General features: G+C 34.8%; 21 protein-coding genes, 4 pseudogenes and 3 other annotated features. Of the genes and pseudogenes, 18 read left to right on the forward strand and 7 right to left on the reverse strand.

All coding sequences use genetic code 11. The features are described 5' to 3' along the window. Positions 1 to 15: 15 nt before the first annotated feature. The gene (locus tag MHH66_RS11930) at positions 16 to 519 is read right to left on the reverse strand and encodes a kinase (protein WP_078184945.1); all 504 of its coding nucleotides are present in this window, start codon (positions 517 to 519) and stop codon (positions 16 to 18) included. Positions 520 to 639: 120 nt separating this feature from the next. Further along, positions 640 to 1,059: an SgcJ/EcaC family oxidoreductase gene (locus MHH66_RS11935; protein ID WP_061674140.1), complete on the reverse strand. Its 420-nt coding sequence runs from the start codon at positions 1,057 to 1,059 to the stop codon at positions 640 to 642. A 230-nt stretch (positions 1,060 to 1,289) separates the two neighbouring features. On the opposite strand from MHH66_RS11935, the pseudogene MHH66_RS11940 reads away from it, so the two are divergent. From MHH66_RS11940 to MHH66_RS11950, 3 genes and pseudogenes are all read left to right on the forward strand, one after another. Next, positions 1,290 to 1,568: pseudogene (locus MHH66_RS11940) on the forward strand (YfzA family protein); the annotation flags it as partial. Positions 1,569 to 1,590: 22 nt separating this feature from the next. Beyond that, positions 1,591 to 2,130 carry a GNAT family N-acetyltransferase gene (locus MHH66_RS11945; protein WP_078184946.1) on the forward strand — a complete coding sequence of 180 codons (540 nt, stop codon included), beginning with the start codon at positions 1,591 to 1,593 and terminating at the stop codon, positions 2,128 to 2,130. Between the two features lie 43 nt (positions 2,131 to 2,173). Further along, complete coding sequence (locus MHH66_RS11950) at positions 2,174 to 2,698, forward strand: cysteine hydrolase family protein (protein WP_078184947.1); 525 nt, start codon at positions 2,174 to 2,176, stop codon at positions 2,696 to 2,698. Positions 2,699 to 2,826: 128 nt separating this feature from the next. Here MHH66_RS11950 and MHH66_RS11955 read toward each other — a convergent pair. From MHH66_RS11955 to MHH66_RS11965, 3 genes and pseudogenes are all read right to left on the reverse strand, one after another. Continuing rightward, a pseudogene (locus tag MHH66_RS11955) lies at positions 2,827 to 3,012 on the reverse strand (IS4 family transposase); the annotation flags it as partial. A gap of 214 nt (positions 3,013 to 3,226) precedes the next feature. After that, positions 3,227 to 3,511, reverse strand: a pseudogene (locus tag MHH66_RS11960) (hypothetical protein); the annotation flags it as partial. A gap of 137 nt (positions 3,512 to 3,648) precedes the next feature. Continuing rightward, complete coding sequence (locus MHH66_RS11965; RefSeq protein ID WP_078184948.1) at positions 3,649 to 4,878, reverse strand: ATP-grasp domain-containing protein; 1,230 nt, start codon at positions 4,876 to 4,878, stop codon at positions 3,649 to 3,651. A gap of 130 nt (positions 4,879 to 5,008) precedes the next feature. Between MHH66_RS11965 and MHH66_RS11970 the strand changes: the two genes are divergently transcribed. Together MHH66_RS11970 and MHH66_RS11975 are read left to right on the forward strand one after the other, a co-directional pair. Beyond that, positions 5,009 to 6,106 carry a YheC/YheD family endospore coat-associated protein gene (locus tag MHH66_RS11970; protein ID WP_078184949.1) on the forward strand — a complete coding sequence of 366 codons (1,098 nt, stop codon included), beginning with the start codon at positions 5,009 to 5,011 and terminating at the stop codon, positions 6,104 to 6,106. A 277-nt stretch (positions 6,107 to 6,383) separates the two neighbouring features. Continuing rightward, positions 6,384 to 6,914, forward strand: a complete 531-nt coding sequence (locus MHH66_RS11975; RefSeq protein WP_078184950.1) for a hypothetical protein — start codon at positions 6,384 to 6,386, stop codon at positions 6,912 to 6,914. 264 nt (positions 6,915 to 7,178) lie between these two features. Here MHH66_RS11975 and MHH66_RS11980 read toward each other — a convergent pair whose 3' ends face one another. Next, a complete protein-coding gene (locus MHH66_RS11980) occupies positions 7,179 to 7,616 on the reverse strand; it encodes a YndM family protein (RefSeq protein ID WP_078184951.1) in 438 nt (145 codons plus the stop codon). 150 nt (positions 7,617 to 7,766) lie between these two features. On the opposite strand from MHH66_RS11980, the gene MHH66_RS11985 reads away from it, so the two are divergent. The 7 genes from MHH66_RS11985 (at position 7,767) to MHH66_RS12015 (ending at position 18,683) form a co-directional block, all read left to right on the forward strand. Beyond that, positions 7,767 to 11,279: a DUF4020 domain-containing protein gene (locus tag MHH66_RS11985; protein WP_078184952.1), complete on the forward strand. Its 3,513-nt coding sequence runs from the start codon at positions 7,767 to 7,769 to the stop codon at positions 11,277 to 11,279. Between the two features lie 108 nt (positions 11,280 to 11,387). Beyond that, positions 11,388 to 11,624, forward strand: a binding site (T-box leader). 54 nt (positions 11,625 to 11,678) lie between these two features. Further along, positions 11,679 to 11,915, forward strand: a binding site (T-box leader). Between the two features lie 194 nt (positions 11,916 to 12,109). Beyond that, positions 12,110 to 13,186 carry a bifunctional 3-deoxy-7-phosphoheptulonate synthase/chorismate mutase gene (locus MHH66_RS11990; protein WP_002013433.1) on the forward strand — a complete coding sequence of 359 codons (1,077 nt, stop codon included), beginning with the start codon at positions 12,110 to 12,112 and terminating at the stop codon, positions 13,184 to 13,186. Between the two features lie 9 nt (positions 13,187 to 13,195). After that, positions 13,196 to 13,415 (forward strand) — a binding site (T-box leader). A 53-nt stretch (positions 13,416 to 13,468) separates the two neighbouring features. Continuing rightward, positions 13,469 to 14,641 (forward strand): chorismate synthase, encoded by a 1,173-nt coding sequence (gene aroC, locus MHH66_RS11995; protein ID WP_061690228.1) that lies wholly within the window; start codon positions 13,469 to 13,471, stop codon positions 14,639 to 14,641. Between the two features lie 18 nt (positions 14,642 to 14,659). Beyond that, entirely contained in the window at positions 14,660 to 15,760 is a 1,101-nt protein-coding gene (hisC, locus tag MHH66_RS12000) for a histidinol-phosphate transaminase (protein WP_078184953.1), read from the forward strand. Continuing rightward, positions 15,753 to 16,853 (forward strand): prephenate dehydrogenase, encoded by a 1,101-nt coding sequence (tyrA, locus tag MHH66_RS12005; protein WP_002084896.1) that lies wholly within the window; start codon positions 15,753 to 15,755, stop codon positions 16,851 to 16,853. The genes hisC and tyrA overlap by 8 nt, the downstream gene beginning before the upstream one ends. Positions 16,854 to 16,869: 16 nt before the next feature. Beyond that, the gene (gene aroA / locus MHH66_RS12010; protein WP_078184954.1) at positions 16,870 to 18,159 is read left to right on the forward strand and encodes a 3-phosphoshikimate 1-carboxyvinyltransferase; all 1,290 of its coding nucleotides are present in this window, start codon (positions 16,870 to 16,872) and stop codon (positions 18,157 to 18,159) included. A 17-nt stretch (positions 18,160 to 18,176) separates the two neighbouring features. Beyond that, positions 18,177 to 18,683 carry a SpoIIAA family protein gene (locus MHH66_RS12015; RefSeq protein WP_061674135.1) on the forward strand — a complete coding sequence of 169 codons (507 nt, stop codon included), beginning with the start codon at positions 18,177 to 18,179 and terminating at the stop codon, positions 18,681 to 18,683. A 45-nt stretch (positions 18,684 to 18,728) separates the two neighbouring features. On the opposite strand, the pseudogene MHH66_RS28590 reads toward MHH66_RS12015, so the two are convergent. Continuing rightward, a pseudogene (locus MHH66_RS28590) lies at positions 18,729 to 18,846 on the reverse strand (IS1595 family transposase); the annotation flags it as partial. 127 nt (positions 18,847 to 18,973) lie between these two features. On the opposite strand from MHH66_RS28590, the gene MHH66_RS12020 reads away from it, so the two are divergent. From MHH66_RS12020 to MHH66_RS12045, 6 genes are all read left to right on the forward strand, one after another. Then, positions 18,974 to 20,137, forward strand: a complete 1,164-nt coding sequence (locus MHH66_RS12020; protein WP_063218669.1) for a GNAT family N-acetyltransferase — start codon at positions 18,974 to 18,976, stop codon at positions 20,135 to 20,137. Between the two features lie 176 nt (positions 20,138 to 20,313). After that, complete coding sequence (locus MHH66_RS12025) at positions 20,314 to 20,880, forward strand: TetR/AcrR family transcriptional regulator (protein WP_002013443.1); 567 nt, start codon at positions 20,314 to 20,316, stop codon at positions 20,878 to 20,880. A gap of 252 nt (positions 20,881 to 21,132) precedes the next feature. After that, a complete protein-coding gene (locus tag MHH66_RS12030) occupies positions 21,133 to 24,249 on the forward strand; it encodes an MMPL family transporter (protein WP_078184956.1) in 3,117 nt (1,038 codons plus the stop codon). A gap of 312 nt (positions 24,250 to 24,561) precedes the next feature. Further along, positions 24,562 to 26,187: an ABC-F family ATP-binding cassette domain-containing protein gene (locus MHH66_RS12035; protein WP_002032778.1), complete on the forward strand. Its 1,626-nt coding sequence runs from the start codon at positions 24,562 to 24,564 to the stop codon at positions 26,185 to 26,187. 161 nt (positions 26,188 to 26,348) lie between these two features. Beyond that, positions 26,349 to 26,534, forward strand: coding sequence for a hypothetical protein (locus tag MHH66_RS12040; RefSeq protein WP_063218667.1), 186 nt, complete (start codon positions 26,349 to 26,351; stop codon positions 26,532 to 26,534). Positions 26,535 to 26,589: 55 nt separating this feature from the next. Then, on the forward strand, positions 26,590 to 26,757 hold the full coding sequence (locus MHH66_RS12045; protein WP_002032782.1) for a hypothetical protein: 168 nt from the start codon (positions 26,590 to 26,592) through the stop codon (positions 26,755 to 26,757). Positions 26,758 to 26,881: the final 124 nt, after the last annotated feature.

Genomic DNA, 26,881 nt, shown 5'->3' on the forward strand with positions numbered 1-26,881 from the left:
ACAAATGATTCAGTCTTATTTTTGTTGTGTAACGTCATTAAGAATAGTGTGAAATACATCTTTTTGCGTGAAATCATCTGTAAATACAGTTTCTCTAGCAACTTCAATTGTATCGTGAGGATTATACCATTTCCGTAATGCATCCTCACCAAATTCATGCCTTTTTCCCCTTGTGTTATGGCGTCTAATTGTTTCCTCTAATGATAAATCGAAGTAATATGTAAACGTATTTTCATCAAAAAAATGTATTAATTCTTTCAGCATATCACCGTATCTACGACTGCTCAGTATACCTTCTAAAATAACAAATTCACATTTTCCTTTTCCGTACTTCGTAATTTCAAATAATAAATCATGAGATAAGTTACCTATTGTATCGTGAACTTTTAGCATATCTCTGCGCACAACGTCTTGTGAGACTAGAAGTGTTCCTTGCCCGAAATGTTCTTGCATTTCCTTTGCGATTGTTGTTTTGCCACTTGCGGAGTTTCCACGAAGAATGATTAATGTCGATTTCAAAGTCTCATCTCCTATGTGTTTTTATTAGACAATTTTCAGTAGGGCTATACTAGATTTTTAGAATAAACTCGTTTACAGAGCTTATTTTAGCTTTGTAAACGAGTGGTGTTATGCGAAGAGTTATTGTACGAATGTATTTTGTCCAGATGCAATTTTCCACGTATCTTTTTCTTTAACCATAACATACATAGCGAGGCTACTTTGTTCATTTTCTATTATCGTTCCTTCAGAAGTTGTTGGATATTGTTTAATGTGTACGATAGCTACATCGGAACGTATGAAATGAATGTCTTCAATTTCATACTGTGCATAAGAGTTGTGAAGTGGTCCTGCTAAAAGAATTTTGTGAGCTTCATTGATTTGTTTCCAGCCCGAGAGGCGAATTCCTAAGACATTTACCCATGAAGCGTGTAATGTAAAGTGACGATCAAGTTCATCGGCATCATGTTTATTGAATGCAGCTTCAACTTCATGAATGGTTTGTTCAATGTGCTTTATCCCTAATTGTAATTCTTCTTTGGAATTATAGTATTTAGTCATGTGAATTCCTCCAATTTATTGTTTATTACTTTTATTTTATTACGGGAAAATCACATTATCCTCCAACGATAGTAGTATTTATTTTAATTAAAATATAGGCGGAAGTATGATTTGTAGTAAGGGGAATAAAATGAATTTTTCGGTAATTAAATAAGGTTAAGTATATAATCAATGTAATGGATCATAAAGAGGGATGTTAAATAGAGTAAGTAACAAAAAAGTCTCAGTCTTTTTGGAAGCGAGACTGGGTATGCACTCTTTTTGCATTTCTTGTTATGCAATTCATACTTTTCTTCTGTGAATTAAACTCATGGTGGTCTCCGAAATTTAGTGAAGGGGGATTATTTGAAAGAATTATGAACTCACAGTTCTTTACAGAAACATTTGCTCCGTATAAAACTTCACAATTTAACTTGTATACAGTATTTTTTTATCATTGCATTACTACTATATGCGCATTAATAGGCACAATTAAAGATTTAACATCAAGGGAAAATACAAAGATTTAAGCTATTAACAAAGAGGTGTAATATGCTATTTCAAAAAGAAAATTTATCGGTTAGATACGTAATAAAAAACGATGCACCTATCATTTCAAAATGGCTAACAGACCCAGAAGTCCTGCAGTATTACGAAGGACGAGATAATCCGCAATCTGTAGAAAAGGTGCTTGATCATTTTATACATCATCCAAACGGTCATGAAAAAAGATGTTTAATAGAATTTGATGCCGTTCCAATCGGTTACATTCAAATGTATCCTGTTGATTCTGAATGGAAAGCTTTATATGGATATGAAGAGTCACAAAATATATGGGGCATGGACCAATTCATCGGTGAGCCAGTGTATTGGGGAAAAGGAATTGGCACAAAACTTGTTCAATCAGCAAGTGCATACATTATGGAGAGTTTAGGAGCAGAAGCGATAGCGATGGATCCTAGAGTAAATAATGAACGTGCGATAAAGTGTTATGAAAAATGCGGATTTAAAAAAGTGAAGGCTTTAAAGGAACATGAATTGCATGAGGGGAAATTAGAAGATTGTTGGATGATGGAATATAAACAATTATAATGATTTATGAAAGGGCTTATACAAACAAAGGGAGCTGTGTGAGATGAAAAAAGCATTAATAGTTATTGATGTGCAAGCTGGTATGTATACAGCGGGAATGCCAGTATATAATGGGGAAAGGTTTTTACAAACATTACAAGAACTTATTGGGGCATGTCGTTCAAATGATATTCCAGTTATTTATGTACAACATAACGGGCCGAAAGATCATCCTTTGGAAAAAGGTACAGATGGTTGGAAAGTGCATGCGGCAATCGCACCACAAGAGGGTGATAGTATCGTTGAAAAGACGACACCAGATTCATTCTATAAGACAAACTTAAACGAAGTGTTACAAGAAAAAGGAATTGAGCACGTAATAATTTCAGGAATGCAAACAGAGTACTGCGTGGACACGACAACGCGCAGAGCATGTAGTGAAGGGTACAAAGTAACGTTAGTGAGTGATGCGCATAGTACGTTTGATACTGATGTATTACGTGCTGAAGATATTGTGAAGCATCATAACGTAGTGTTTGGAGCATTTGCGGATGTTGTTGCATTTAAAGATTTGAAAGTGGAAGCGTAAGTGGGAAAGTGGCTGTCTCTAAAAGAGTGGCCGCTTTTTTATTTGAAAACAAGTTGTCGAAGTGAGTCGATAAAACGATTTCAAATAAAAAAATGCCGGAAAATTTCGATTTACGGTCGATATAGATTGAGGGAATCATTTGCTACGTGTTGATTAATCCAAATACATAAAGCGACCAAATCCCGAGCACCGTACTTACTTTTACGTTTTACGAAACCCGTCTCCTGCGCGAGCTGTTGAAGGATGTTTGGAGATAGAAATCACTGTAGTTTTTCAGCGAATAAATGAAACTCATCTTGAATCGATAGAGTCATACAAAACACCATTCTTTCTGTATATTTCTAAAAAAAATAGCATCTTTTTTGATTATATGCATACAAATTAATCTTAGCTTGATAGCGATGTGGTGCTATCCCTTGAAGAAAAAATTCACTATCACAATCCGTATAATTAGTGTTTTGCACTTCTCTACTAAATACACATCTACAAATTAGACATTCCCCTGTTCCTATACTTTATTATGACTCCTTAGGCAGTTTTATCTGTTTTAAATACCCAGTGTAGAAGAGTGAGTTGATAATCTGGTATCATCAACTCAAAAATTTTGCCTATAAAAGGGGCGGCAATTAGTGTACCGATTCTAATTGAGCCTAATGATTGAATGAAAATTACACATATTGTACCAGCCACACAAATATTTATTAAATCGCTTGAAATTTTGGCTTTACCGAATTTTAAATTAAATTTTTCACTAATTGCATAAGTTAACGCATCGTACGGCATTAATGGGAGTTTCGCTGGTGTATAGCCCATATAAAAAGCTCACTTCTCATATAAAAATAGATGAGGAGTGATTTTTTTATTATGAATAATGACAGATTATAATAATTAGAGTTATAAGAGATGTGATTTTTAGTATATTTTTCTCTGTTGGTGTATATATGTTGTTTTTATTCTTTTTGGATTTCAAATGAAATTTCTTTAGCTGCTTCTAAAGCTATTTTTTTCGCTTCTGTTTTAAAATTGGCTGCTGCTAAAACGTATCCACATCGATGTCCCATTGATGAAGGTGGTTTTAAGATAGTTCCTTTTTTAGGTTTTATATAAACTTTCTCTACACCACGATATTTAGAACTACGGTTTTTCCCTGTAACTCGAATTAGTTTTCCTTTAGATTTAACTGTTAGGTAATGAGCGTACACATATTTATAATGTTTTTTATTTAGTGAAGGTTTATTTCCTAACATTAACTGAATAGTCTCTTGCACTAAGTTGATTCCATGTCCAATTTCAATTATGTCATTCATTGCTCCACCTGATATTCTGGGATTTATCTCAATTAATTTCCAAATATCTTTTATTCTCCGGAGTTCTAGATGACACGCTCCATTTTTCATATTAAAAGCCTGAATAACAGAATTAACTGCATTGAAAAGACTATTATATAGTCTTTTGTCTACCTGTCCTAGTAAAGAATAACCAGTAACAATAAAGCGTTCAAAAAGTGTAATTTCTTGTTCAATTACTGCTATAATATGGACTTTTCCATCTTGAACTAAAATTTCAACTAAGTACTGAGGTCCATCTATATATTCTTCAAGTAGAATTTCTTCATTAGGTAGTTTTTTTAAAAGACTTTGTATAGATAAGATTAATTGATCTTTATTTTTTACTAATAATACATCTTTGGATCCTGTTGATTTAGGGGATTTTACAATAAGAGGGAAATTCATCTCTTTAGTTTTTTCAAGAAAAGATGATAATGATTCTGTTGGTTTGTAAATTAAATATTTGAGTGAGATTGGTAATTCTTTAAGTACATTACGAGTTAATATTTTGTTTTCCATACGATAGATAGCTTTAGTAGATACAGTATGTGAGTTTGAGCAAAATTTTTCTGATAAACGCGCAGCCACATAAACATAAGGGTCAATAAAACTAAATATCCCTTTTATGTTTTTTCCTGATTTATTTAATTTTTCAATTGTTGTAATCATATTATCATAATCATGTATATCAGTGAAAATCATCTGATGTACATCAGGGAATATAGTGCGTTCATTAATAAATTTTGTTTTTTTAGTTAATAAAACAGTAAAGAAATTAAGTTTTTCAGCTGCTTTGATTGCTTCCCTACTTGATCCAGATTTATTTGTTTCAATGAAAACGATAGTATCCATTTTATGTCACCTTAACCTTTATCATTTATCATTTTATAAAACCTGAGGTTTATTATTTCTATAGGTAGAATATTAAAATGAGGTTAAGCTTGTTCTGGATTTTTCGAAAAATGGTTGAATGAGGGAGAACATGAATATATATATTATGAATTTGATATTTGTTTTGAAAAAAATCTTTAGAAAGAAGGGAAGAAGAACTAACATGACTATAATTGGTATGCTTCATCATCGGAAAGATCCGAATGACGTAAAGAAAGCATATACTTACGCTGCTGTAGCTAAAGCTGAAGGTGTGGACTTTTTTTATTTTACTTTAGGAAAAGTAAATTTAGAAACGAAGAAGATTTTAGGTAAAACTTATGAAAATGGTAAATGGATGGAACAAGAATTTTCTTTTCCAGATGTTATTTACAATGCAAGTGTTCATGTTAGTGATAAAAATCAGCAAATCTATGATTATCTACATGAAAAAGTTCCTTTTACAAGTCATTCAATTGGAAATAAATTAAGTGTATATAACAGAATAAATAGAGCGAAAAAATTTAAGCAATATCTTATTCCTTTTTATGAATTAAATGATGTTAATAAGTTTTTTGACATGATTAATCGTTATGAAAAACTTATTATTAAACCTATTTCTGGACATCAAGGTAGTGGTATTGTTTTCATTGAAAAAAATGGGATGAATTACAGTATGAATGAGTCAGAACAAATTTCATCTATTAATAAAAAACAATTACGGAGCTTTATATCTGATAAGATTCAAGAGCAAGGCTACATAATTCAACAGTTTATTTCATGTCAAATGAAATCTGGTCATGTTTATGATTTTCGATTGCATGTTCAAAGAAATGGGGAAGGCAGGTGGGTTGTTACTTCTATATTCCCGAGAATAGGTCCATTAGGAAGTATTGTATCAAATATGGCTAAGGGTGGTTATAGTACTTATTTAGATGTTTTTTTAAAAGCGGAGTTTGATAACGATTGGTATAATATTAAAAGGTATTTAGAACGATTTGCAGTAACTTTTTCTAACCATTTTAATTCTTTATTTAGGGATGTATTATTTGATGAGTTAGGAATTGATGTAGGGATTGATAAAGATCAAAAATTGTGGTTATTTGAGGTGAATTGGAGACCAGGGGTACCTAATATATTTAATCTTGAACTAGATGTAGCTAGAAATTTAATTCACTATGCTAGGTATTTGGCTGATAAATCTAAATAAGAAAAGGAAATAGAAAAATATAATCAAACCTAGAAACCTTTATATACCAATGTTTCTACTAATCTCTCTTTCTATATCTCCTATAAGTTTTTTCGCCATGCATCAAAATTTGGCGGATGCTGGACTGTCGCCAAGCCAACGTACCTAATACGAGGAAAATACCGGAACCTGGTAATACATCTTTCATTGTGGGCGGGGGCACATATTTATAAAAAAAATACGCTTGTCCAATCCATTATCATTCTCCAGTCATTTAATATTACAAAGGGGGGAGAATATGGAAAACAATGAAAAAATCACGTTTCGATTTGTAAAAAAAGATGGAGAAGAAATTAATTTGGGAAATCTTGCTGATAAACGAAAAATTGTCATTGTCATTAATAATCAGATTACATTTGCACCGAATACAACACAAATTGCCAGTGGAGCCGGACAAAATAGTGCAGCAGGAAGTAATGCAGCAATCGATTCATCGAATACTCGACAGCAAGAAACGGTGGGCGCTGGAGGCGAAGCCATAAATAAGGGAATTAGTGGGGACCAGATTGAGCCGCATAAAATGAAAAAAGAAACTTCGGATGAAGAGGTGGAATTTGTACTTATCATCAATAATCAAATTAATAAAACCCGTAAGGAACAGGCTGGTGCTACTCAAGTGGCAAGTGGTGGTGGAGAAGACAGTGCAGCGGGAACCAATGCTGCCATCGAAAGTTCTAATACTAAACAGCAACATGCAGTGGGAGGCGGAACGGATAGTTCGGCAGAAAATGCAGGTGAAGAAGGCGACCAAATAGAAAAATGCGATTAAAGAAAAGGGCAGAATCTGGATCTTCGGATACAGATTCTGCCCTTTTCTTTAATTAGTTATTACAGTTAAGATGGTTTACTCTCGATAAACACTGTTTTTTACTTTTTTAGAAGGGGTAGCACACATGCCATGCTCATCAACATAAGCGTTTTATTACACCAAAAAACAAAAAAATGTACAATATCTCTTGGAGATATCAATTTATTCATTTTGGGGTATTTGCTTTTTTTAGCTTGATGGCGATGGAGCTCCTTCATCAAAACATTACTTCTTTTTATCTTTATCCAACACATTCTGTTCTTCAGCAAACTCTGTACCATATGCAAACCGGCGATTAATTCGAATGTTGTCATTGTTGTGCCTTGTGTGGGAATTAGAAAAGCGATGGACGATTACTTCTGATAATGTAAAGACGATGGCAGAAAGGATACTGCCCCATGCAATTTGCATGTAGTTGTCTAATAAAATATTACCGAAAATCCAAACGCTTAAATACGTAAGTAAGAAATCCGTCATAATGGCAGCGGAATTGCCAATTCGATTTAAAATAATTTTATCAACAAACATATAAGAAACGATTGTGACGAAGAGACTAAAAGAAATGATTTGGACGAGCGTTGCTGGGAAAAATAGAGCTAGTCCGATACTAAAAGCGATGATGCATGATATAAATTTGATAAGTATTACAGTAATATCATTCAATATTTACACCTTCCATTTATACATAGTTTTACAATAAATGCAGGAGTTCATACATTGGAACGGTTTAATTTATATAAAACTTTATCATGCTGAAATTTTATCTAAATATTAAAAAAAAAATCAAAAAATGTTATAGTGAAATGAGAGCGTATGACATTTTTAGGTAAGGGGGAATCCGGGATGTGGATAACTTCAGAAGTAGAAATTCCAGATGAGTTAATCGATCACCTTGAACAAGGTAAGTTAGTATTATTCGTTGGAGCAGGAGTTTCTATGAAGGGGAAATCAAACTTACCGAATTTCGATGATTTAGTTGATGAAATTTCGAAAGCTTTATATGTCGAAAGGCGTGAGATGACAGAACCCCACGATTATTATCTCGGTAAAATTGCGAAAACGAAAGATGTGCATCAAGTTGCAAGAGACCTCGTTAATATAGAAAAATCAAAACCAAATCCATTACACTATGCGATTCCAAGGCTGTTTCCGTTAGATACGGATGTTCGAATTGTAACGACAAACTTTGATCAACATTTTACGTCTGTAATTACAGAAATGAATAGAGAGCTGAATATTTATTATGCACCTGCTTTGCCGACAGGGAGAGCGTTTAAAGGGTTGGCTTACATACATGGGAATGTAGAACAAGAGAAAGAAGCTTTAATTTTAACGGATGGTGATTTTGGAAGGGCTTACTTAACAGAAGGGTGGGCGAGACGATTTTTAGTTGATCTATTCTCAAATTACACTGTTTTATTCGTTGGGTATAGTCATAATGATCCTGTAATGAAATATTTAGCAACAGGCTTACCACCGAGTACAAGGCGTTATGCTTTCGTCGCACAAGGTGATAATACATATCATTGGGAGCATTTAGGGATAAGACCGATTGTGTATCCGAATAAAGCAAATAATCATCAGGCGCTTGTGAAAGCGGTGAAGCGGTGGGCGGAATTAATGGGGGATAATTATATTACGAAAAGAATGCGTATTCGTGATATTGTAACCGTTCCTCCATCAGTAGAGCAGGAGCAATTATCCTATATAAAACAGTCAATAAAAAAAATTGAAACCGTTCGGTACTTCGTTGAATTTGCTCGTGATTATGAATGGGTGGAATGGCTTGAAGCAGAAGGGAAACTAAGAAATTTATTTCTGCTTACAGCAAATTATGATGAAGTAGATGAATTGCTTGCGGAATGGTTAGTGGAGCAATTTCTATTTAGTCATCAAAAAGAACTATTTCAATTGATTTTTAAAAATCATTCTAAAATATCCCCGTTATGGTGGCGAACAATTTGTACTTACTTAAACGAAACGAAAGAAACGATGGACCCTTTGTTGTTTGCAAGATGGACATTGCTTTTATTAGAAACAGCAGAGAAAGATAGTAGCTCTATTGAAATGATCACATATTTATTGCAAAAATGTTCTTTCCCTGAGCATAAAGAAATTGGCTTGTTGCTATTAACGTTTATTTTAGACGGGAAACTTAAATTGAAGCGTGTAAGAAGATGGGGAAATGATACGCAAGAGTCGATTGAACTCGAGGAATCGAGTCGTATACCAATGCCTATTTTTTCTCATGTGGAGCGAATTTGGAAAGAGAAAATGAGACCACATATTACTTACTACGCAAATCCGATTATGGTTACGGGGTTAGAAAAGATACAACTATTGTCATTAAGACAAAATGCACTGAAAAGAAGAGATAGAGAAATTTCAGAGCAGGAGTTACAGCAAAATGATTTTACATTTTTAATTCAAATTGTAAAAGAGTGTCTTACATATTTATGTGAAAACAATGAGAAAAAAGCAAATCATTATATTACAGAAATGATAGAAACTGATAGTGTACTTCAAAAGCGAATTGCAATTGAAGCAATGATTAATAATGTATTCGTTACAGCGGATGACAAACTGAAGTGGCTGTTACATGTAGATGTTCTGTTAGATTTCACATGTAAACATGAAGTGTTTCAACTTTTAAAGAATTATTACGCAGATGCTTTAGAGGAAACGAAAGAAGAAGTAATTCAACATGTATTAGAGTATCTTGCAGAAGAGAGGGCGTTTGATGCTTGTCTTGTATTAGACTTACTATTCACGTGTGATTCGAATAGTAAGTGTACGGCGGAAGGATACGAGCTAATGAAACAGAAACACCCCCATTTTTCTTCAGATCTATACAGTGTTCCAAAGAAAGAGGCAAATGAACAACGTATTACATGCAATGTAACAGCTGATGGATTACTGCAGCTGAAAGACGATGAAATAATGGAGCAAGTTCGGCATTTTTCAAGAGACGGTGTTTTTGAACAACGCCATTTTTTAGAGATGTTATCAAAAGCGTGTAAATTGAATGTAGAGTGGAGTATTTCGTTTGCTTATCAACTAGTAGGCGTGCACGAAATTAGTAATGAAGTATGGTTTGTATGTATTAGAGAATGGCGAAATAATAGGGATTTAACGAGTGAGCAAATTCAAAGGATTATTCCGTTATTGCAGAAATTTATTAGAAATACTGCTTTTCATTGGTTAATTAGTAGTTTTCTATATGAAATTAGTAATCGATTAGAAGAGTTAGATGAAAATAGTATAAGGATTGTAAAACGCTTTGCTTTTTCTGTACTTCCACAAGTTATGAGAGGGGAATCGGATTTTAAGATTGGAAAACAAGAGTTTTACAATGAATCTATACAGCATCCTGTTGGGAAGATGACCGCTGTATTACTAAAACTGCTAGCATATGATCATTTATACGATCGCAACGTGTATGAATATTTATTTTTATTTGAGGAGCAGGTAAGGGTTACTTCGGAAAGAACGAATTTCATGTTTGCGCGTTTAACAGCAGATATTACGTTTTTATACCATATTGAGAAGCAATGGTGTCGGAAAAATGTATTACCTTACTTAGATTTAAAGAAAGAAAGTGAGCTTACGAAATATGCGTGGGCGGGATTATGTTATACGCAAATTAATCTACCTTTGTTTACAGAAATAAGAAGATATATTAAGTGTGCAGTAGAACATTTAGATGCACTACATCCATATACGAGAGAAGCATTTTTAAAATGGCTTAGCTTTGTATTTATTAAATGCGTATTATATTGGGAGCAAAAAACAGATTGGTTATATCCACTTTTGATGCAAGAAAACGAAGAGAATAAAATTAAATTTATGCAGTATTTATGCTACTACGTAAAAACGTTAAGTGGTAAGGAACAACAAAAATTTTGGACAGCGTGGCTTAGTGTGTTTTTAAGAGAACGTCCGAAAATGGGCTTAATAACAACGAGAGAATACATGATGCTTTTACGTATTGTTTTATGCATGGATGAGGTTTTAGAAAAAGGATTAAATATTATTTCGAGTAAATTTCAAGGTGTGGAAGGACAATCTAATCAAGAAGAAATGAAACAGTTGTTTATAGAGATACTTGAAAAGAAAGAGCGTATGAAAGCGTATAAAGAATTGTATGCAAATGTGTTTTTTACTTTACTGCAGACGTGTCAAGAAGCCGATTTACTTGAAAGTGAGATCATACAAATAAAAGAACTATTAACCAGGTATGAAGTAGAAAGACATGTATTAAATTTAATAGAAAATGAAATAATTCGCATCGGAATCGTAACGGAGAATTTACAAGAGGAATCATAGGGCGGAAGTGGAATTTTTAAAAAATATATAAAAAGTTATTGACAGTGTTTTGAAAAGCGTTCTATAATACGAATCATACTTATTCAATTTCAAAAACATTTGAATAAACAAAGTGCAATGAAGAGATCACAGTAGTGGTTAGTCTTACTGTAACAGAGAGCTGGTGGTTGGTGTGAACCAGTACAGGGATAATCATGAATTACAGTCTTGGAGCATCTTTTTCGTAGTAAAGATACTATTGTCTTTATGAAGGAAAAGCGGTCAATTGATCGTTAACAGTGAAGAGAGGTAGACGGAAAGTTAGTCTACAACTAGGGTGGTACCGCGATAAATATCGTCCCTACTGATTTATTCAGTAGGGACTTTTTGTATTTTAGTGGTCCAACTTGAAAATAAAATAGTCACGCGTTGAAAGGAAAAGAAGTAGTTGTTGTTTCCCTGTAACAGAGAGCTGGTGGTTGGTGTGAACCAGTACAAAAACAAGAGCGAATTACAGTCCTGGAGCATCTTTTTCGTAGTAAAGATAGTTATTGTCTTTATGAAGGGAAAGACGGTCAGATGATCGTTAACAATGAAGAGAGGTAGGCGAAATAAGTCTACAACTAGGGTGGTACCGCGATAAATATCGTCCCTACTGATTGAATCAGTAGGGCTTTTTTGTACAAAAAAGTGGCTTATTAACTAGTAGTTAGTGTCTTTATGGTAATTATTAGTTTAAAATAAGAAGAGGTATCGATTCCACTTTAAATTTGTATAATTAACCAGTTCAGAAAATAGAGAATTTTTTATTCTCTTACTATACTTTTAAAACATTAGAGGAGGATTTCCAAATGGCAAATCACGAATTAGATCAATTACGTAAACAGGTAGATGAAATTAACTTACAATTATTACACCTATTAAACAAACGCGGTGAAATCGTTCAAAAGATTGGGGAGCAAAAACAAGTACAAGGTACGAAACGCTTTGATCCAGTACGTGAGCGTGAAGTACTTGATATGCTTGCAGAGCATAACGAAGGACCATTCGAAACGTCAACGATTCAACATATTTTCAAAACGATTTTCAAAGCAAGCTTAGAATTACAAGAAGATGATAACCGTAAAGCATTACTAGTTTCACGTAAAAAGAAAAAAGAAAATACAATTGTTAATGTTAAAGGTGAATTGATTGGAAACGGAACACAAACGTTCATCATGGGACCTTGTGCGGTAGAAAGTTTAGAGCAAGTTCGCCAAGTAGGGCAAGCTATGAAAGACCAAGGCTTAAAATTAATGCGCGGTGGTGCTTTCAAACCGAGAACATCTCCATACGATTTCCAAGGTTTAGGAGTAGAAGGTTTACAAATTTTACGCCAAGTAGCAGATGAGTTCGACTTAGCGATTATTAGTGAAATTTTAAATCCGAACGATGTTGAAATGGCGCTAGAATACGTTGATGTAATTCAAGTTGGAGCACGTAACATGCAAAACTTCGATTTACTACGAGCTGTAGGTAAAGTTAATAAGCCAGTATTATTAAAACGTGGTTTAGCAGCAACGATTGATGAGTTCATTAATGCAGCGGAATACATCATTGCACAAGGTAATGACCAAATTATTCTTTGTGAGCGCGGTATTCGCACATACGAGAGAGCGACACGTAACACATTAGATATTTCAGCAGTACCGATTTTAAAGAAAGAAACACATTTACCAGTTATCGTTGACGTAACACATTCAACAGGACGTAGAGATTTACTATTACCAACAGCGAAAGCAGCACTTGCTATTGGAGCAGATGCAGTAATGGCGGAAGTGCATCCAGACCCAGCAGTTGCGTTATCAGATTCTGCGCAACAAATGGATATTCCAGAATTCCATAGATTCATGGATGAGTTAAAAGGTTTCAAAAATAAATTATCTTAATTCCATATCATAAATGCGCTGAAGAGGAAACAGTAGTGCTTATCTCACTGTTAAAGAGAGCTGATGGCCGGTGTGAATCAGTACAAAGGTAAGCATGAATTACAGCCTTGGAGCATCTTTCCCGCCAACTTTTGGAGAGAAAGACGGTCAAACGATCGTTAAAGAAGAAGAGAGGTAGACGAAAGAAGTCTACAACTAGGGTGGTACCGCGATAAACATCGTCCCTACTGAGCGCTCAGTAGGGACTTTTTTGTACAAAAAAATAGTAAAGGGGCAAGAGAAATGAGATATATTACAGCTGGAGAATCACATGGGCCGCAGTTAACAGTTATTTTAGAAGGTGTACCAGCAGGTTTAACATTAACAGCGGAACATATTAATAAAGAATTATTAAGAAGACAAAAAGGGCATGGGCGCGGAAGACGCATGCAAATTGAAACTGATACAGTTGAAATTGTAAGTGGTGTTCGTCATGGGATGACACTTGGCTCGCCGATCACGTTAATTGTAAAAAATGATGATTTCAAACATTGGACGAAAGTAATGGGTGCAGAGCCAATTTCGGAAAAAGAAAGTAAAGATATGAAACGTACAATTACAAAACCACGTCCAGGACATGCGGATTTAAACGGGGCAATTAAATACGGCCATCGTGATATAAGAAACGTATTAGAGCGCTCTTCTGCAAGAGAAACGACAGTTCGTGTTGCTGCTGGTGCAGTTGCGAAACAAATTTTGAAAGAATTAGGCGTGGAAATTGCAGGGCATGTTCTTGAAATTGGTGGGGTACAAGCGAAGCGTATTTCAAACTTACCAATTGAAGAAATTCAAACGATAACTGAAAATTCACCAGTTCGATGTTTAGATAAAGAAGTAGAACAAGAGATGATGAATGCGATTGATGATGCGAAAAGTAGCGGAGATTCTATAGGCGGTATTGTCGAAGTCATTGCAGAAGGAATGCCAATTGGAGTTGGTAGCTACGTTCATTACGACCGCAAATTAGATGCAAAACTTGCCGGTGCTATTATGAGCGTGAATGCGTTTAAAGGTGCTGAAATCGGAATTGGTTTTGAAGCGGCAAGACAGCCGGGAAGTAAAGTGCACGATGAAATTTTATGGGATGAAGAAAAAGGATACACGAGAAATACGAATAATGCCGGCGGTTTAGAAGGCGGTATGACAACAGGTATGCCAATTGTCGTAAGAGGCGTAATGAAGCCAATTCCTACATTATATAAACCGTTAGCAAGCGTAGATATTGATACGAAAGAAGCGTTCCAAGCGAGTATTGAGAGATCTGATAGCTGTGCAGTACCAGCAGCAGGTGTTGTAGCTGAAGCTGTCGTTGCATGGGAACTTGCCGGTGCACTAGTCGAGCAATTCGGAAAAGATCGCATGGAATTACTAAAACAAAATATTTCGCAACATAACAAATACGCAAAAGAATTTTAATGAAAAGGTGGATTTAACATGCGAGTAAAAGATCAACTATCATCATTACAACCGTATAAACCAGGTAAATCACCAGAGCAAATGAAAGAAGTATACGGGAATCATTCATTTGTTAAGTTAGCATCAAATGAAAATCCATTTGGCTGTTCACCTCGTGTTTTAGGAGAATTACAAAAATCGTCGCAGGAACATGCTTTATATCCTGACGGAGGTGCTGAAGTACTCCGTCAAACAATTGCAGAGAAATTACAAGTGCAAATGGAACAAGTGCTTTGTGGTAGTGGACTTGATGAAGTCATTCAAATTATAAGTCGTGCAGTGCTCTGTAAAGGAGATAATATCGTAACTGCTGGCGCGACATTCCCTCAGTACCGTCATCATGCAATTATTGAAGGCTGTGAAGTGAAAGAAATTTCTTTAAAGAACGGTGTATATGATCTAGATGAAATTTCTTCAGCAGTTGATGAACATACAAAAATCGTATGGATTTGTAATCCGAACAACCCGACAGGCACATATGTGAATGAGCGAAAATTGACTCAATTCATTGAAAGCATTAGTGAAAATACGTTAATTGTCATTGATGAAGCGTACTATGAATACGTAACAGCAAAAGATTTCCCTGAGACATTACCGCTTCTAGAAAAACATAACAACATTCTTGTACTTAGAACGTTTTCTAAAGCGTACGGATTAGCTTCTTTCCGCGTTGGTTATGCGATTGGACAGGAAGAGTTAATCGAGAAATTAAATGTCGTACGTTTGCCATTTAACGTATCTTCATTAGCGCAAAAAGCAGCGACGATTGCTTTTAACGATGAAGCGTTTATTGAAGAAATAGTTCGTGTTAATACAGAAGGATTACAACAATACGAAAGTTTTTGTACGGAAAATGAAATTCCATTTTATCCGTCGCAAACGAACTTTATCTTCTTGCCGGTAGATGATGCTGGGGAAATTTATGAAGCTTGTGCGCATGCAGGGTTTATTATTCGTCCGTTCCCAAATGGTGTCCGTATTACAATCGGAACTAGGGAACAAAATGAAGGAGTGATTTCAGTGTTAAAACAACACTTTGAAAATAAAAAAGGTAAGTCTCGAGATGAGGCAAATGTGTAAAAAGGTAGTATTAATCGGTACTGGATTAATAGGAGGCTCTCTTGCATTAGCGATTAAAAAAGAGCACGATGTAACGATTATCGGTTATGACATATTTAAAGAGCAAGTAGAGCGCGCAAAAGAATTACATGTAGTTGATGAAGTAGCAGTAGATTTACAGCGTGCATGTGAGGAGGCAAATTTAATTGTATTTGCCTCTCCAGTTGAAGAAACGAAAAAGTTGTTACACAAACTTGCATCATTTCATTTACGAGAAGATGTCATTGTTACCGATGTAGGAAGTACGAAAGGGACAATCATGAATGAAGCGGAAGCTTTATTAACAAAGAAAGTTTCATTTATCGGCGGTCATCCGATGGCAGGTTCTCACAAAACAGGAGTTGAAAGTGCAAAGGCACACCTTTTTGAAAACGCATTTTACATTTTAACGCCAATGAATCACGTGCAGGCGGATCAAGTAGACGAGCTAAAAGAATGGTTAAAAGGAACAGGCTCTCATTTTCTTGTATTAAATACAAAAGAACATGATTATATAACAGGAATAGTTAGTCATTTTCCGCACCTAATTGCAGCAGGATTAGTAAAACAAGTTGAGAAACATGCTGGTGATAATCCGCTTATTCATCAACTAGCGGCAGGCGGATTTAAAGATATAACACGTATTGCATCAAGTAGTCCGAAAATGTGGAGTGATATCGTAAAGCAAAATCGCGGGCATTTATTGGAACTATTAGAAGAATGGATTTCAGAAATGGAAGAGCTATATAAGACGGTTTCTAAAGGAGATGCAGGAGAAATACAAAGTTATTTTGCAGATGCGAAAGAATATCGTGACTCTTTACCAGTTCGAAAAAGAGGGGCGATTCCTGCCTATCACGACTTATACGTCGACGTTTTAGATAAAGTAGGGGCATTAGCCCATATCACAAGCATTCTAGCAGAAGAAGAAATTAGTATTACGAACTTGCAAATATTAGAAGCGCGAGAAGGATTGCTCGGAGTTTTACGAATTAGTTTCCAAAGAGAAGAGGATCGAACGCAGGCAAAAATTGCGCTCGGAAAAGAAGAATACCAAACGTATGAAACAATTTAATGAGGAGGGTGACAACGTGAAAGAAAAAACAGTACAAACTGTAAATAACGGATTGAATGGCACAATTACAATCCCTGGAGATAAATCAATTTCCCATCGCGCTGTCATGTTTGGCGCAATCGCGGAAGGTAAAACAACAATTAAAGGATTTCTTCCTGGTGCGGATTGTTTAAGTACTATTTCTTGTTTTAAAGAAATGGGAGTAGAGATTACACAAAATAGAGACGAAGTTACGGTAATTGGAACAGGATTAGAAGGTTTACAAGAGCCAAAAGCTGTATTAGATGTTGGTAATTCTGGTACAACGATTCGATTAATGTCAGGAATACTTGCAAACACACCATTCTTTTCTTGCGTGCAAGGTGATGCTTCAATTGCGAAGAGACCGATGCAACGTGTAACAAATCCACTAAAGCAAATGGGTGCAAAAATTGATGGCCGAAAAGAAGGAACGTTTACGCCGCTCACAATACGAGGCGGGAATTTAAAGGCGATTGAATATACTTCACCGGTAGCAAGTGCGCAAGTGAAATCAGCTATTTTACTTGCAGGCCTTCGCGCAGAAGGTGTAACAACTGTTACAGAACCTCATATTTCCCGCGATCATACAGAAAGAATGCTTGAAGCGTTTGGCGTTACAGTAACTCGCGTGGGGAAAACAGTGAAACTAGCAGGAGGACAGAAGTTAATAGCAACAGACGTTCATGTGCCAGGTGACGTATCATCAGCGGCATTTTTCTTAGTAGCAGGTGCAATTATTCCAAATAGTAAACTACTATTACAAAATGTGGGGATGAACCCAACACGTACAGGTATTATAGATGTTTTAGAGAAAATGGGTGCTACATTTACTGTAGAGTCAATTAACGAAGGGGCATCTGAACCAGCTGCAAACATTACAATCGAAACGTCTTCACTAAAAGGAATCGAAATTGGCGGAGATATAATCCCAAGATTAATCGATGAAATTCCAGTAATCGCTTTAGCAGCAACACAAGCAGAAGGAATTACAGTCATTAAAGATGCACACGAATTAAAAGTAAAAGAAACGAACCGTATTGATACAGTCGTTGCTGAACTAACGAAACTAGGAGCTCGTATTGAAGCGACCGACGACGGAATGATTATTTACGGTAAATGTAAGCTAAAAGGAACTACAGTACATAGTCACGGTGATCACCGCATTGGAATGATGCTTGCGATTGCCGGCTGTATAGCTGAAGGAGAAACAACGATTGAAGATGCAGAAGCAGTAGGTGTATCGTATCCTACATTTTTTGAAGAACTGCAAACGTTAGCTAAATAAAGTGATGAGAAGCAGATATGCAATGTATCTGCTTTTTTATGTTGGCTTTTTTCGTAAATAATGTTGCTTTATTGCGTAAGAATTTTATCCTTATTGATTTTATGAGATTTTTACGCATAATTGTAATTAAGGGAGATGATTCCAAGTTGAGTAAACAGAATATCAGCACAACAGTTTCAGGGGATTTAATTGTTACCCATCTAATTGGCAAGATTAATACAGCTGATGTTTATGAATGGTTTAATGGCTTCGAGCAGGTTTGTCAGCAATTCATTTCCGAGGGTCGGAAATACAAATTGTTGGTCGATAGAAAAGGATACACGCCAGATCATTTTTCTGTTCAAAAAGCATGGAAAGATAAGTTCTTCAATGAAACCATTTTGAATCACAGTAAGGCAATTGCGTTTCTCCTTGAAGAAGGGGAGATAATGAATTATTTACAACAATCCAATACAAAAGAATCCGTAAAATTTTTCGATGATTATGAACAAGCATTAATTTGGTTGAATGAATATCCAATATAAAACCTTTATTGAACCAGTTTCTCTCAATCAACTGGTTTTTTTTATGCCCGTAATGTTGCCGTTGTCATAAGTTTCATCACTTTCAATGGTACCTCTTAGCTTCGCAAACCCAAGAGAACGCAAGGCGTTTAATATTCTTATGCCGCCAATAGAAAGCAGTTGAAAAGAGCCTTTATGTTAGATTGTTTCTAAATCGATATCTTTTGTTGAAACATCCTCGTAATTTCACTTACCGAACTATAATAGTTTGAATTATGATATAATTCAAACGAGGAATGGAGGAGAAATATATGAACGTTATACAATTAAAAGAAGATAAGTTTAGAGAAGCATTACGTTTATCAGAATATGCTTTTCAATATAAAGCAAATGAAGAATGGATAGAGCAGAAAATTGCAAGAATGAAGGAAAGCCATCAAATATACGGTATTATGGAAGGAGAAGAGTTAGCTGCAAAGTTGCACTTAATTCCTTTTCATATTTACATAGGAAAAGAAAAGTTTAAAATGGGCGGCGTTGCGGGGGTAGCGACGTATCCGGAATATAGAAGAAGTGGATATGTAAAAGAGTTACTTCAGCATTCACTGCAAACTATGAAAAGAGATGGATATAGTGTATCGATGTTACATCCATTTGCCGTTTCATTTTATCGTAAATACGGCTGGGAACTTTGTGCGAATCGAATCGTATGTCAGATGACAAAGAGCGATTTAATAATTAAAAAACAAGTGAATGGTACAGTGAAACGTTTTAGTAAAGATAATCATCCAGAAGAAGTAGAGAATCTATATGAAACATTTGCAGAACGATTTTCTGGTATGTTAGTTCGCGGACGTAAATGGTGGCTACAAGCGGTGTATCATGATTTAACATTGGCAGTTTACTACGATGAAAATAAAACGGCGGCTGGTTACATTTTATACAAAATAGAGAATTCTAAAATGAAAGTAGAAGAATTTGTCCCATTACATAATGAAGCAAGAATTGGTCTTTGGAACTTCATCTGCCAACATGATTCTATGATTAAAGATCTAGAAATGATACTAAGTGAGACAGAACCACTTCTTTACACATTACAAGAACCACGAGTAAAAGCAGAAGTAACTCCATATTTCATGGGAAGAATTGTAGATGTAGAACAGTTTTTCAAACAATATGAATGGAACTGGAACAACGAAGAGCAAGAAGTAATTTTACATATTACAGATTCATTTGCACCGTGGAATAACGTAACGGTTCAACTTAAAAATAATGAAATAACAATCGTTAAAGAAGAAACAGCAAAAGAAAATGGAATTCAAATCGATATTAATGCGTTATCTACTATTATGTTTGGTTACAAGCGACCGCTAGAATTAAATGAAATAGACTTAATAAGCGGTAGCCAAGAGGAGATACGTGCATTTGAGAATGTAGTGCCGGTGCGTAAGCCGTTTATTTATGATTTCTTTTAATTTTGTAAAGCTTTGTGCGGCATACTAATGTTTAAATGGCAATGTACTATAATTAGTCATAGTACATTGCTGCTTTTAATGAAGCATTATGAATGTTAACCACTTGACTTTTAATCCATGTAATTTATAATTATAAACGGAATGAATTTTCATTCCTGAAAATTGAGGTGAGAAAAATGGCTAAAAATAAGCAAGAGGATATTTTTGATGCTGCTATAAAACTTTTCGCAGAGCGTGGTTACGATGGTACGACAATTCCGATGATCGCTGAAAAAGCAAATGTCGGCGCTGGTACTATTTATCGCTATTTTGAAAATAAAGAGGCACTCGTTAACTCATTATTTTCAAAAAGCATGCTACAGCTATCTGAAACAATAAAAACTGATTTTCCTGTTGAAGCAAATATTCGAGAACAGTTTAGTCATACGTATAACCGTTTATTTGAATTTGCGAGAAACAATGTGGATGCTTTTCTTTTTACAAATTCGCACTGTGATAGTTATTTTCTTGATGAACAGAGTAAGAAAATATTTGACGATTTTATAGGCTTCTTTATGAATATTATTGAAGATGGAATCGAAAAAGGTTTTCTTCGTCCATTGCCTATAATTGCTTTAATTATTATTGTATATCAACCGCTTGAAAAATTAATAAAAGTAATGGCGACAGGGCAGTTAGAATACTCAAAAGAATTAGTAAAAGAATTGGAAGAAAGCTCTTGGAATGCTATTAGAATCATTTGATTCTATAGCTTTATAAGGACAGGAATGAACATTCATTCCTAAATAAATATAAAAAACGATTACAGGAGATGATATATCTGTACAATTAATGGAATGAATATTCATTCCGCAGGGAGTGATTTAATAGAATTGAAAAATAATTTAATAGGATAATAGGAATGAATGTTCATTCCGAAATGATATTTTCAAAAACAGGGAATGAATATTCATTCTCTATGCACCATGAAACTCTAATAACAGGAGATGATTCAAATGAGCAAGCTAAAAAGTTGGAGAAGTTTATCTCTTCTATTATGGATAGTTATTACTATTGCAATGATCGTAACGATGCCTAATATGGATCAGTTAGTGAAGGAAAAAGGGCAAATCACGATTCCTAATACAGAACAAAGCAGTATTGCTGACAAGATGATAAAGGAGATGGATAAAGAAGGGGCTGAAAAGTATGAAATTATAGCTGTCTTTAATAGTGGAAGTAAGAAGGCTTTAACAAATGAGCAAAAAGAGGAAATAACGAAAACGATCAATGCCCTGCAAAATGAAAAAGAGCAATTAGGAATTAAGGAAGTCATTTCACATTTAGATAATAAAGAACTGGAGAAACAATTAGTTTCTAAAGATAATACGACTATTTTAACGCAAATATCGGTAGATAAAAAACATGATAAAATATCAAAAGTTGCAAATAATCTTCATAAAAAAGTACAAACGAAAGGAGTTACAACGTACTTAACAGGAAGTGATTTAATAGCGGGTGATTTTCTTATATCCTCTCAAGAGGGCGTGAAAAAGACAGAAGTTATTTCAATCATTTTCATTCTTGTAGTATTAATCATTGTATTCCGTTCACCAGTTGTTCCGATTATTTCTCTTCTTACAGTTGGTGTTTCGTATTTAATTTCAATGGGGATTATTGCCCATCTTGTTGATCAATTTAATTTTCCGTTTTCAAACTTTACGCAAGTGTTTGTAGTTGTCGTCCTGTTTGGAGTAGGAACAGACTATAACATTTTATTATATACGAGATTTAAAGAAGAATTAAGTAAACAAGAAAATGCATTTTTGGCTACGAAAGAAACGTTTAAATCGGCAGGTAAAACCGTTTTATATAGCGGGATAGCAGTACTAATTGGCTTTGCATCTCTTGCTTTAGCGAGTTTTAAATTATATCAATCTACTTCAGCGGTAGCAATTGGTGTCGCAGTACTACTACTCGTATTAACTACTTTAAATCCATTTTTCATGGTGCTTTTAGGAAAAGGAATGTTTTATCCAGTTAAAACATTTAAAGGTCATGAGGATAGTCGCTTATGGGGATTCTTTGCAAAAAATTCAGTAGCAAGACCATTTATCGCTTTAATTATCGTATTCGTGATATCGATTCCATTCGTATTAAAATATTCTAACACGCTTAATTACAATGATTTATTTGAAGTGGATAATAAATATGAATCAAAAATGGGGATTAACGTAATAGAAGAGCATTTTCCGCCTGGTTTTTCTTCACCAAGTACGTTAGTCATTCAATCGGATAAAAAGTTAGATGAGGCGACTTCTTTACAAACTTTAGATGAACTTACTGATAAAATCTCGAAAGTTAAAGGAGTCTCAGAAGTATATTCACCGACGCGTCCAACTGGAGATAAGATTAAAGAATTATATATAAATAAACAAGCCGGAGAATTGAATACAGGCTTAGGCGATGCAAATGGTGGCATAAAAGAAATTAATGAAGGATTAACTGATGCGAAAGATAAAATGGGTAGTAATGACTCAAATAGTCTTGCAAATGTTCAAAAGTTAATTGATGGAACAAATGAAGCGAAAAATGGCGTATCAGCATTAGGAACAGCTTTAAATCAATTATCGAATGGAATAAACAATGGAGCACAAGGAGCGAAGCAAATAGAGGATGGGCTAGCATCATTAAACGGAAATATCAATGCCCTGTCAAATGCAACTTCGCAGCTTCATGCTGGTTATGCTCAGTTAGAAAAAGGTTTAAGTTCGTACGATCAATATTTCGGAAGTATTTCTCAAGCGATTGATGGTGCGAAAAAAGGATATGAACAAATTGAAACGTTAATGAACAATTTCATTCAAACAAAACCAGAATTAGCAAATGATCCTAATGTGCAGCAAACATTAGGAATTGCAAAAGAAGCTCAGAAGCAATTGAGTGTTCTTTCAAATGAATTAAATCAATTAGCGACGCAGCACAAAGCAGCGATGAGTTCATTTAAAGAAGCAAATCAATCATTATTAAAAGTAGATAATGGTTTAAAGGAAATGAACAATGGAGTAACGCAACTACAAAAAGGAGCTGCTGAACTGAAAAATGGATTGAACGAAGGAGCTACAGGTTCAAAACAAATTTCGAACAAATCGGCTGACTTACAATCTGGATTAACGAAAATAAACGATGGGCAAGGACAGTTATTAACTGGACTGAAAGATTTACAAGAAAAGATGGGGCAATTGCAATCAGGTTTATCTAAAAGTACAGAGGGATTAGGAAAAGTAAGTAACGGTCTAGGTGACGCTCAAAAATATTTAGGAGAGTTAAATGAGTCGAAAAGCTCTGAGAAATTTTATATTCCGAAAGAAGTTTTAGAAGGAGAAGATTTCCAAAAAGCATTGAATACGTACATGTCACATAATAGAAAGATTGCTAAAATGACAATTATTTTAGACGTAAACCCGTATTCAAAAGAAGCGATGCCTATCATTCAAGAAATTAATAAAACGATAGATGGTACGTTAAAGGGAACAGAACTAAATGATGCGAAAAAAGCAATTGGCGGGACAACAGCTAGAAACGTTGATTTAAAAGAAGTAACCGGGCAAGATTTCCTACGTACTGCTACGATTATGTTATTAGGGATTTCGCTTGTATTAATCGTGATTACACGCTCATTCTTAAACTCAATCTTTATTATTGGGTCGTTAATTTTAGCGTACTTTGCATCACTTGGTATAAGTGAACAAATTAGTGCACATGTATTAAACGTAGAGTCATTAAGCTGGAATGTTCCATTCTTTAGCTTCATTATGATTGTCGCTTTAGGAGTGGATTATAGCATCTTCGTTATGATGCGATACAATGAGCTAGAAGGGGATTCAGTAACGAAAATTGTAAATGCATCTCGTCACATAGGAGGAGTCGTATTATCAGCGGCACTTATTTTAGGAGGGACATTTGCAGCGTTAATTCCTTCAGGAGTATTGACACTTATACAAGTAGCATCCGTTGTTGGCGTTGCTCTTTTACTATTAGCTTTAATTGTAATGCCGATATTGTTACCTGCTTTAATAGGATTGACGAGTAAATTGAAGAGTTATAAAGAGAAAATAATAAATACGAAATAAGAAAAACCTGTAGGGAATGTTTTCTCTACAGGTTTTTTGTATATAAAATATGAAATGAAAAAATGATTCAATGTATTATAGAATGAGAAGCGAATAGGGATATTAGAAAGAGGTCGATGATATACAAAAAATAGCTAGGGGAATGGATAAAAACTATTCGATTTCGTTGTAGAAAGCTAATCAACCGTTGCTATTCATCCAGCTTCTACTATATAATAGCTATAGTCTACAATAATTGAGTCGTAATATGCGATTTTTTAAGACAATCGGTGAGAAAACGCTGAAATAAGCGGTATTAGTAGGAGGACACAAATGATTACAGTAAGTAACGTTAGTTTGCGTTTCGCAGATCGCAAATTATTTGAAGATGTTAACATAAAATTCACGCCAGGTAATTGCTACGGTTTAATTGGAGCAAACGGTGCTGGTAAATCAACATTTCTAAAGATTTTATCTGGAGAAATTGACCAATCAACAGGTGACATACATATTACGCCAGGTGAGCGTCTAGCAGTATTAAAACAGAATCACTTCGAATATGAAGAATTCCCTGCACTAGAAACAGTAATGATGGGTCACACACGTCTTTATAAAGTAATGCAAGAGAAAAATGCAATTTACATGAAAGAAGACTTTAGTGATGAAGATGGCATGCGTGCTGCAGAACTTGAAGGTGAGTTCGCTGAGCTAAACGGTTGGGAAGCTGAGTCAGAAGCTGCAATCCTTCTAAAAGGATTAGGTATTGGTGAAGATATTCATGATAAAAAGATGTCTGAATTAACAGGGGCAGAGAAAGTAAAAGTATTACTTGCTCAAGCTTTATTCGGTCAACCTGACATTCTATTACTAGATGAGCCTACCAACCATTTGGACTTAAAAGCGATTCAATGGTTAGAAAACTTCTTAATGAACTTTGAAAATACAGTTATCGTTGTATCCCATGACCGTCACTTCTTAAATAAAGTATGTACGCACATGGCTGACCTTGATTTCGGTAAAATTCAATTATACGTTGGTAACTATGACTTCTGGTATGAATCAAGCCAATTAGCATTAAAACTAACGCAAGATTCTAACAAGAAAAAAGAAGAAAAAGTAAAAGAGTTACAAAACTTTATTGCACGCTTTAGCTCAAATGCATCTAAAGCGAAACAGGCAACTTCTCGTAAAAAATTGTTAGATAAAATTACATTAGATGATATTAGACCATCATCACGTCGTTATCCGTTCGTTGGTTTCACACCAGAACGTGAAGTAGGAAATGACCTATTAACAGTTGAAGGTATTTCGAAAACGATTGATGGCGAAAAAATATTAGATAATGTGAACTTCACTTTAAATAAAGGTGATAAAGTTGCATTTATTGGACGTAACGATATTGCGATGACAACATTATTTAAAATTCTTATGGGTGAAATGGAGCCAGATAGCGGTTCATTCAAATGGGGTGTAACAACATCTCAAGCTCATTTCCCAAGAGATAACTCTGAGTACTTCGAGAACAGTGATTACACTTTAATTGATTGGTTACGTCAGTTCTCTCCACAAGATGAGTCAGAAAGTTTCTTACGTGGTTTCTTAGGCCGTATGCTATTCTCTGGTGAAGAAGTAAAGAAAAATGTTTCTGTTTTATCTGGAGGAGAAAAAGTTCGTTGTATGTTATCTAAAATGATGTTAAGCGGTGCAAACGTATTAACACTTGATGATCCGACGAACCATTTAGACCTTGAGTCTATTACAGCATTAAACAACGGTTTAATCACATTTAAAGGAACATTACTATTCACTTCTCATGACCATCAGTTCGTACAAACAATTGCAAACCGTATTATCGAAGTAACGCCAAACGGTGTAGTTGATAAGGTAGCAACGTATGATGAGTTCTTAGAAAGTCAAGAACTTCAAAAACAAGTTGATGCAATGTACAAAGGTCAATAATAAATGATTAAAACCCTCGCTTTCTTTTATGAGAGCGGGGGTTTTTTAAGTAAACAAATATTCGTTTTAATATAAAGTGGGGGGGAGGATTAAAATGAATAATTATTCAAAAATAACATTAGCGATGGTAAGAAATTTTTGAAACGTGGATAAACCCTGAAATGATGAAGAAATGGTTTTTTACATTGGAAGGGACGGATAAAGTAACGGGAAATACTCCTGAAGTAGGAGGGAGTTGGGAAACTATTGATCATCGTGGCGGAAAAGATTATGGAGTAATTGGGGAATATATCGAAATGAATCGTCCTAAAAAAATTAGTATTTATATTAAAAACGCCGCAGTTTAGTGAATTATTAGATAAAATCACAGTTGAAATAAAAGAGAAACAACAAGGATTTAAAATGATATTTTCACAAAATATAATCGTTGCTCATGAAGAAGATTGGACAAAATATGATGTTGAAAAAGCTTTAAAGGGGTGTCAGGATGGCTCTGATCATGGTTGGAATGTAATATTCATGGGACTGAAAGAATTGGTTAAAAGAAGAGGGGATAGCTACAAAGGATGATAAACGGTAGTCGAAAAAGTGTAGTTTGAGCAAATTGCCCAAACTACATTTTTTATTTTATGAAATTGGGTAATTTACATGAATGTACCAAAATTGGAGATAGGTTAGTTTGCAAATGAGGAAA

Origin of the sequence: Bacillus sp. FSL H8-0492 (assembly GCF_038006145.1) — a bacterium.
Lineage (GTDB): Bacteria > Bacillota > Bacilli > Bacillales > Bacillaceae_G > Bacillus_A > Bacillus_A mycoides.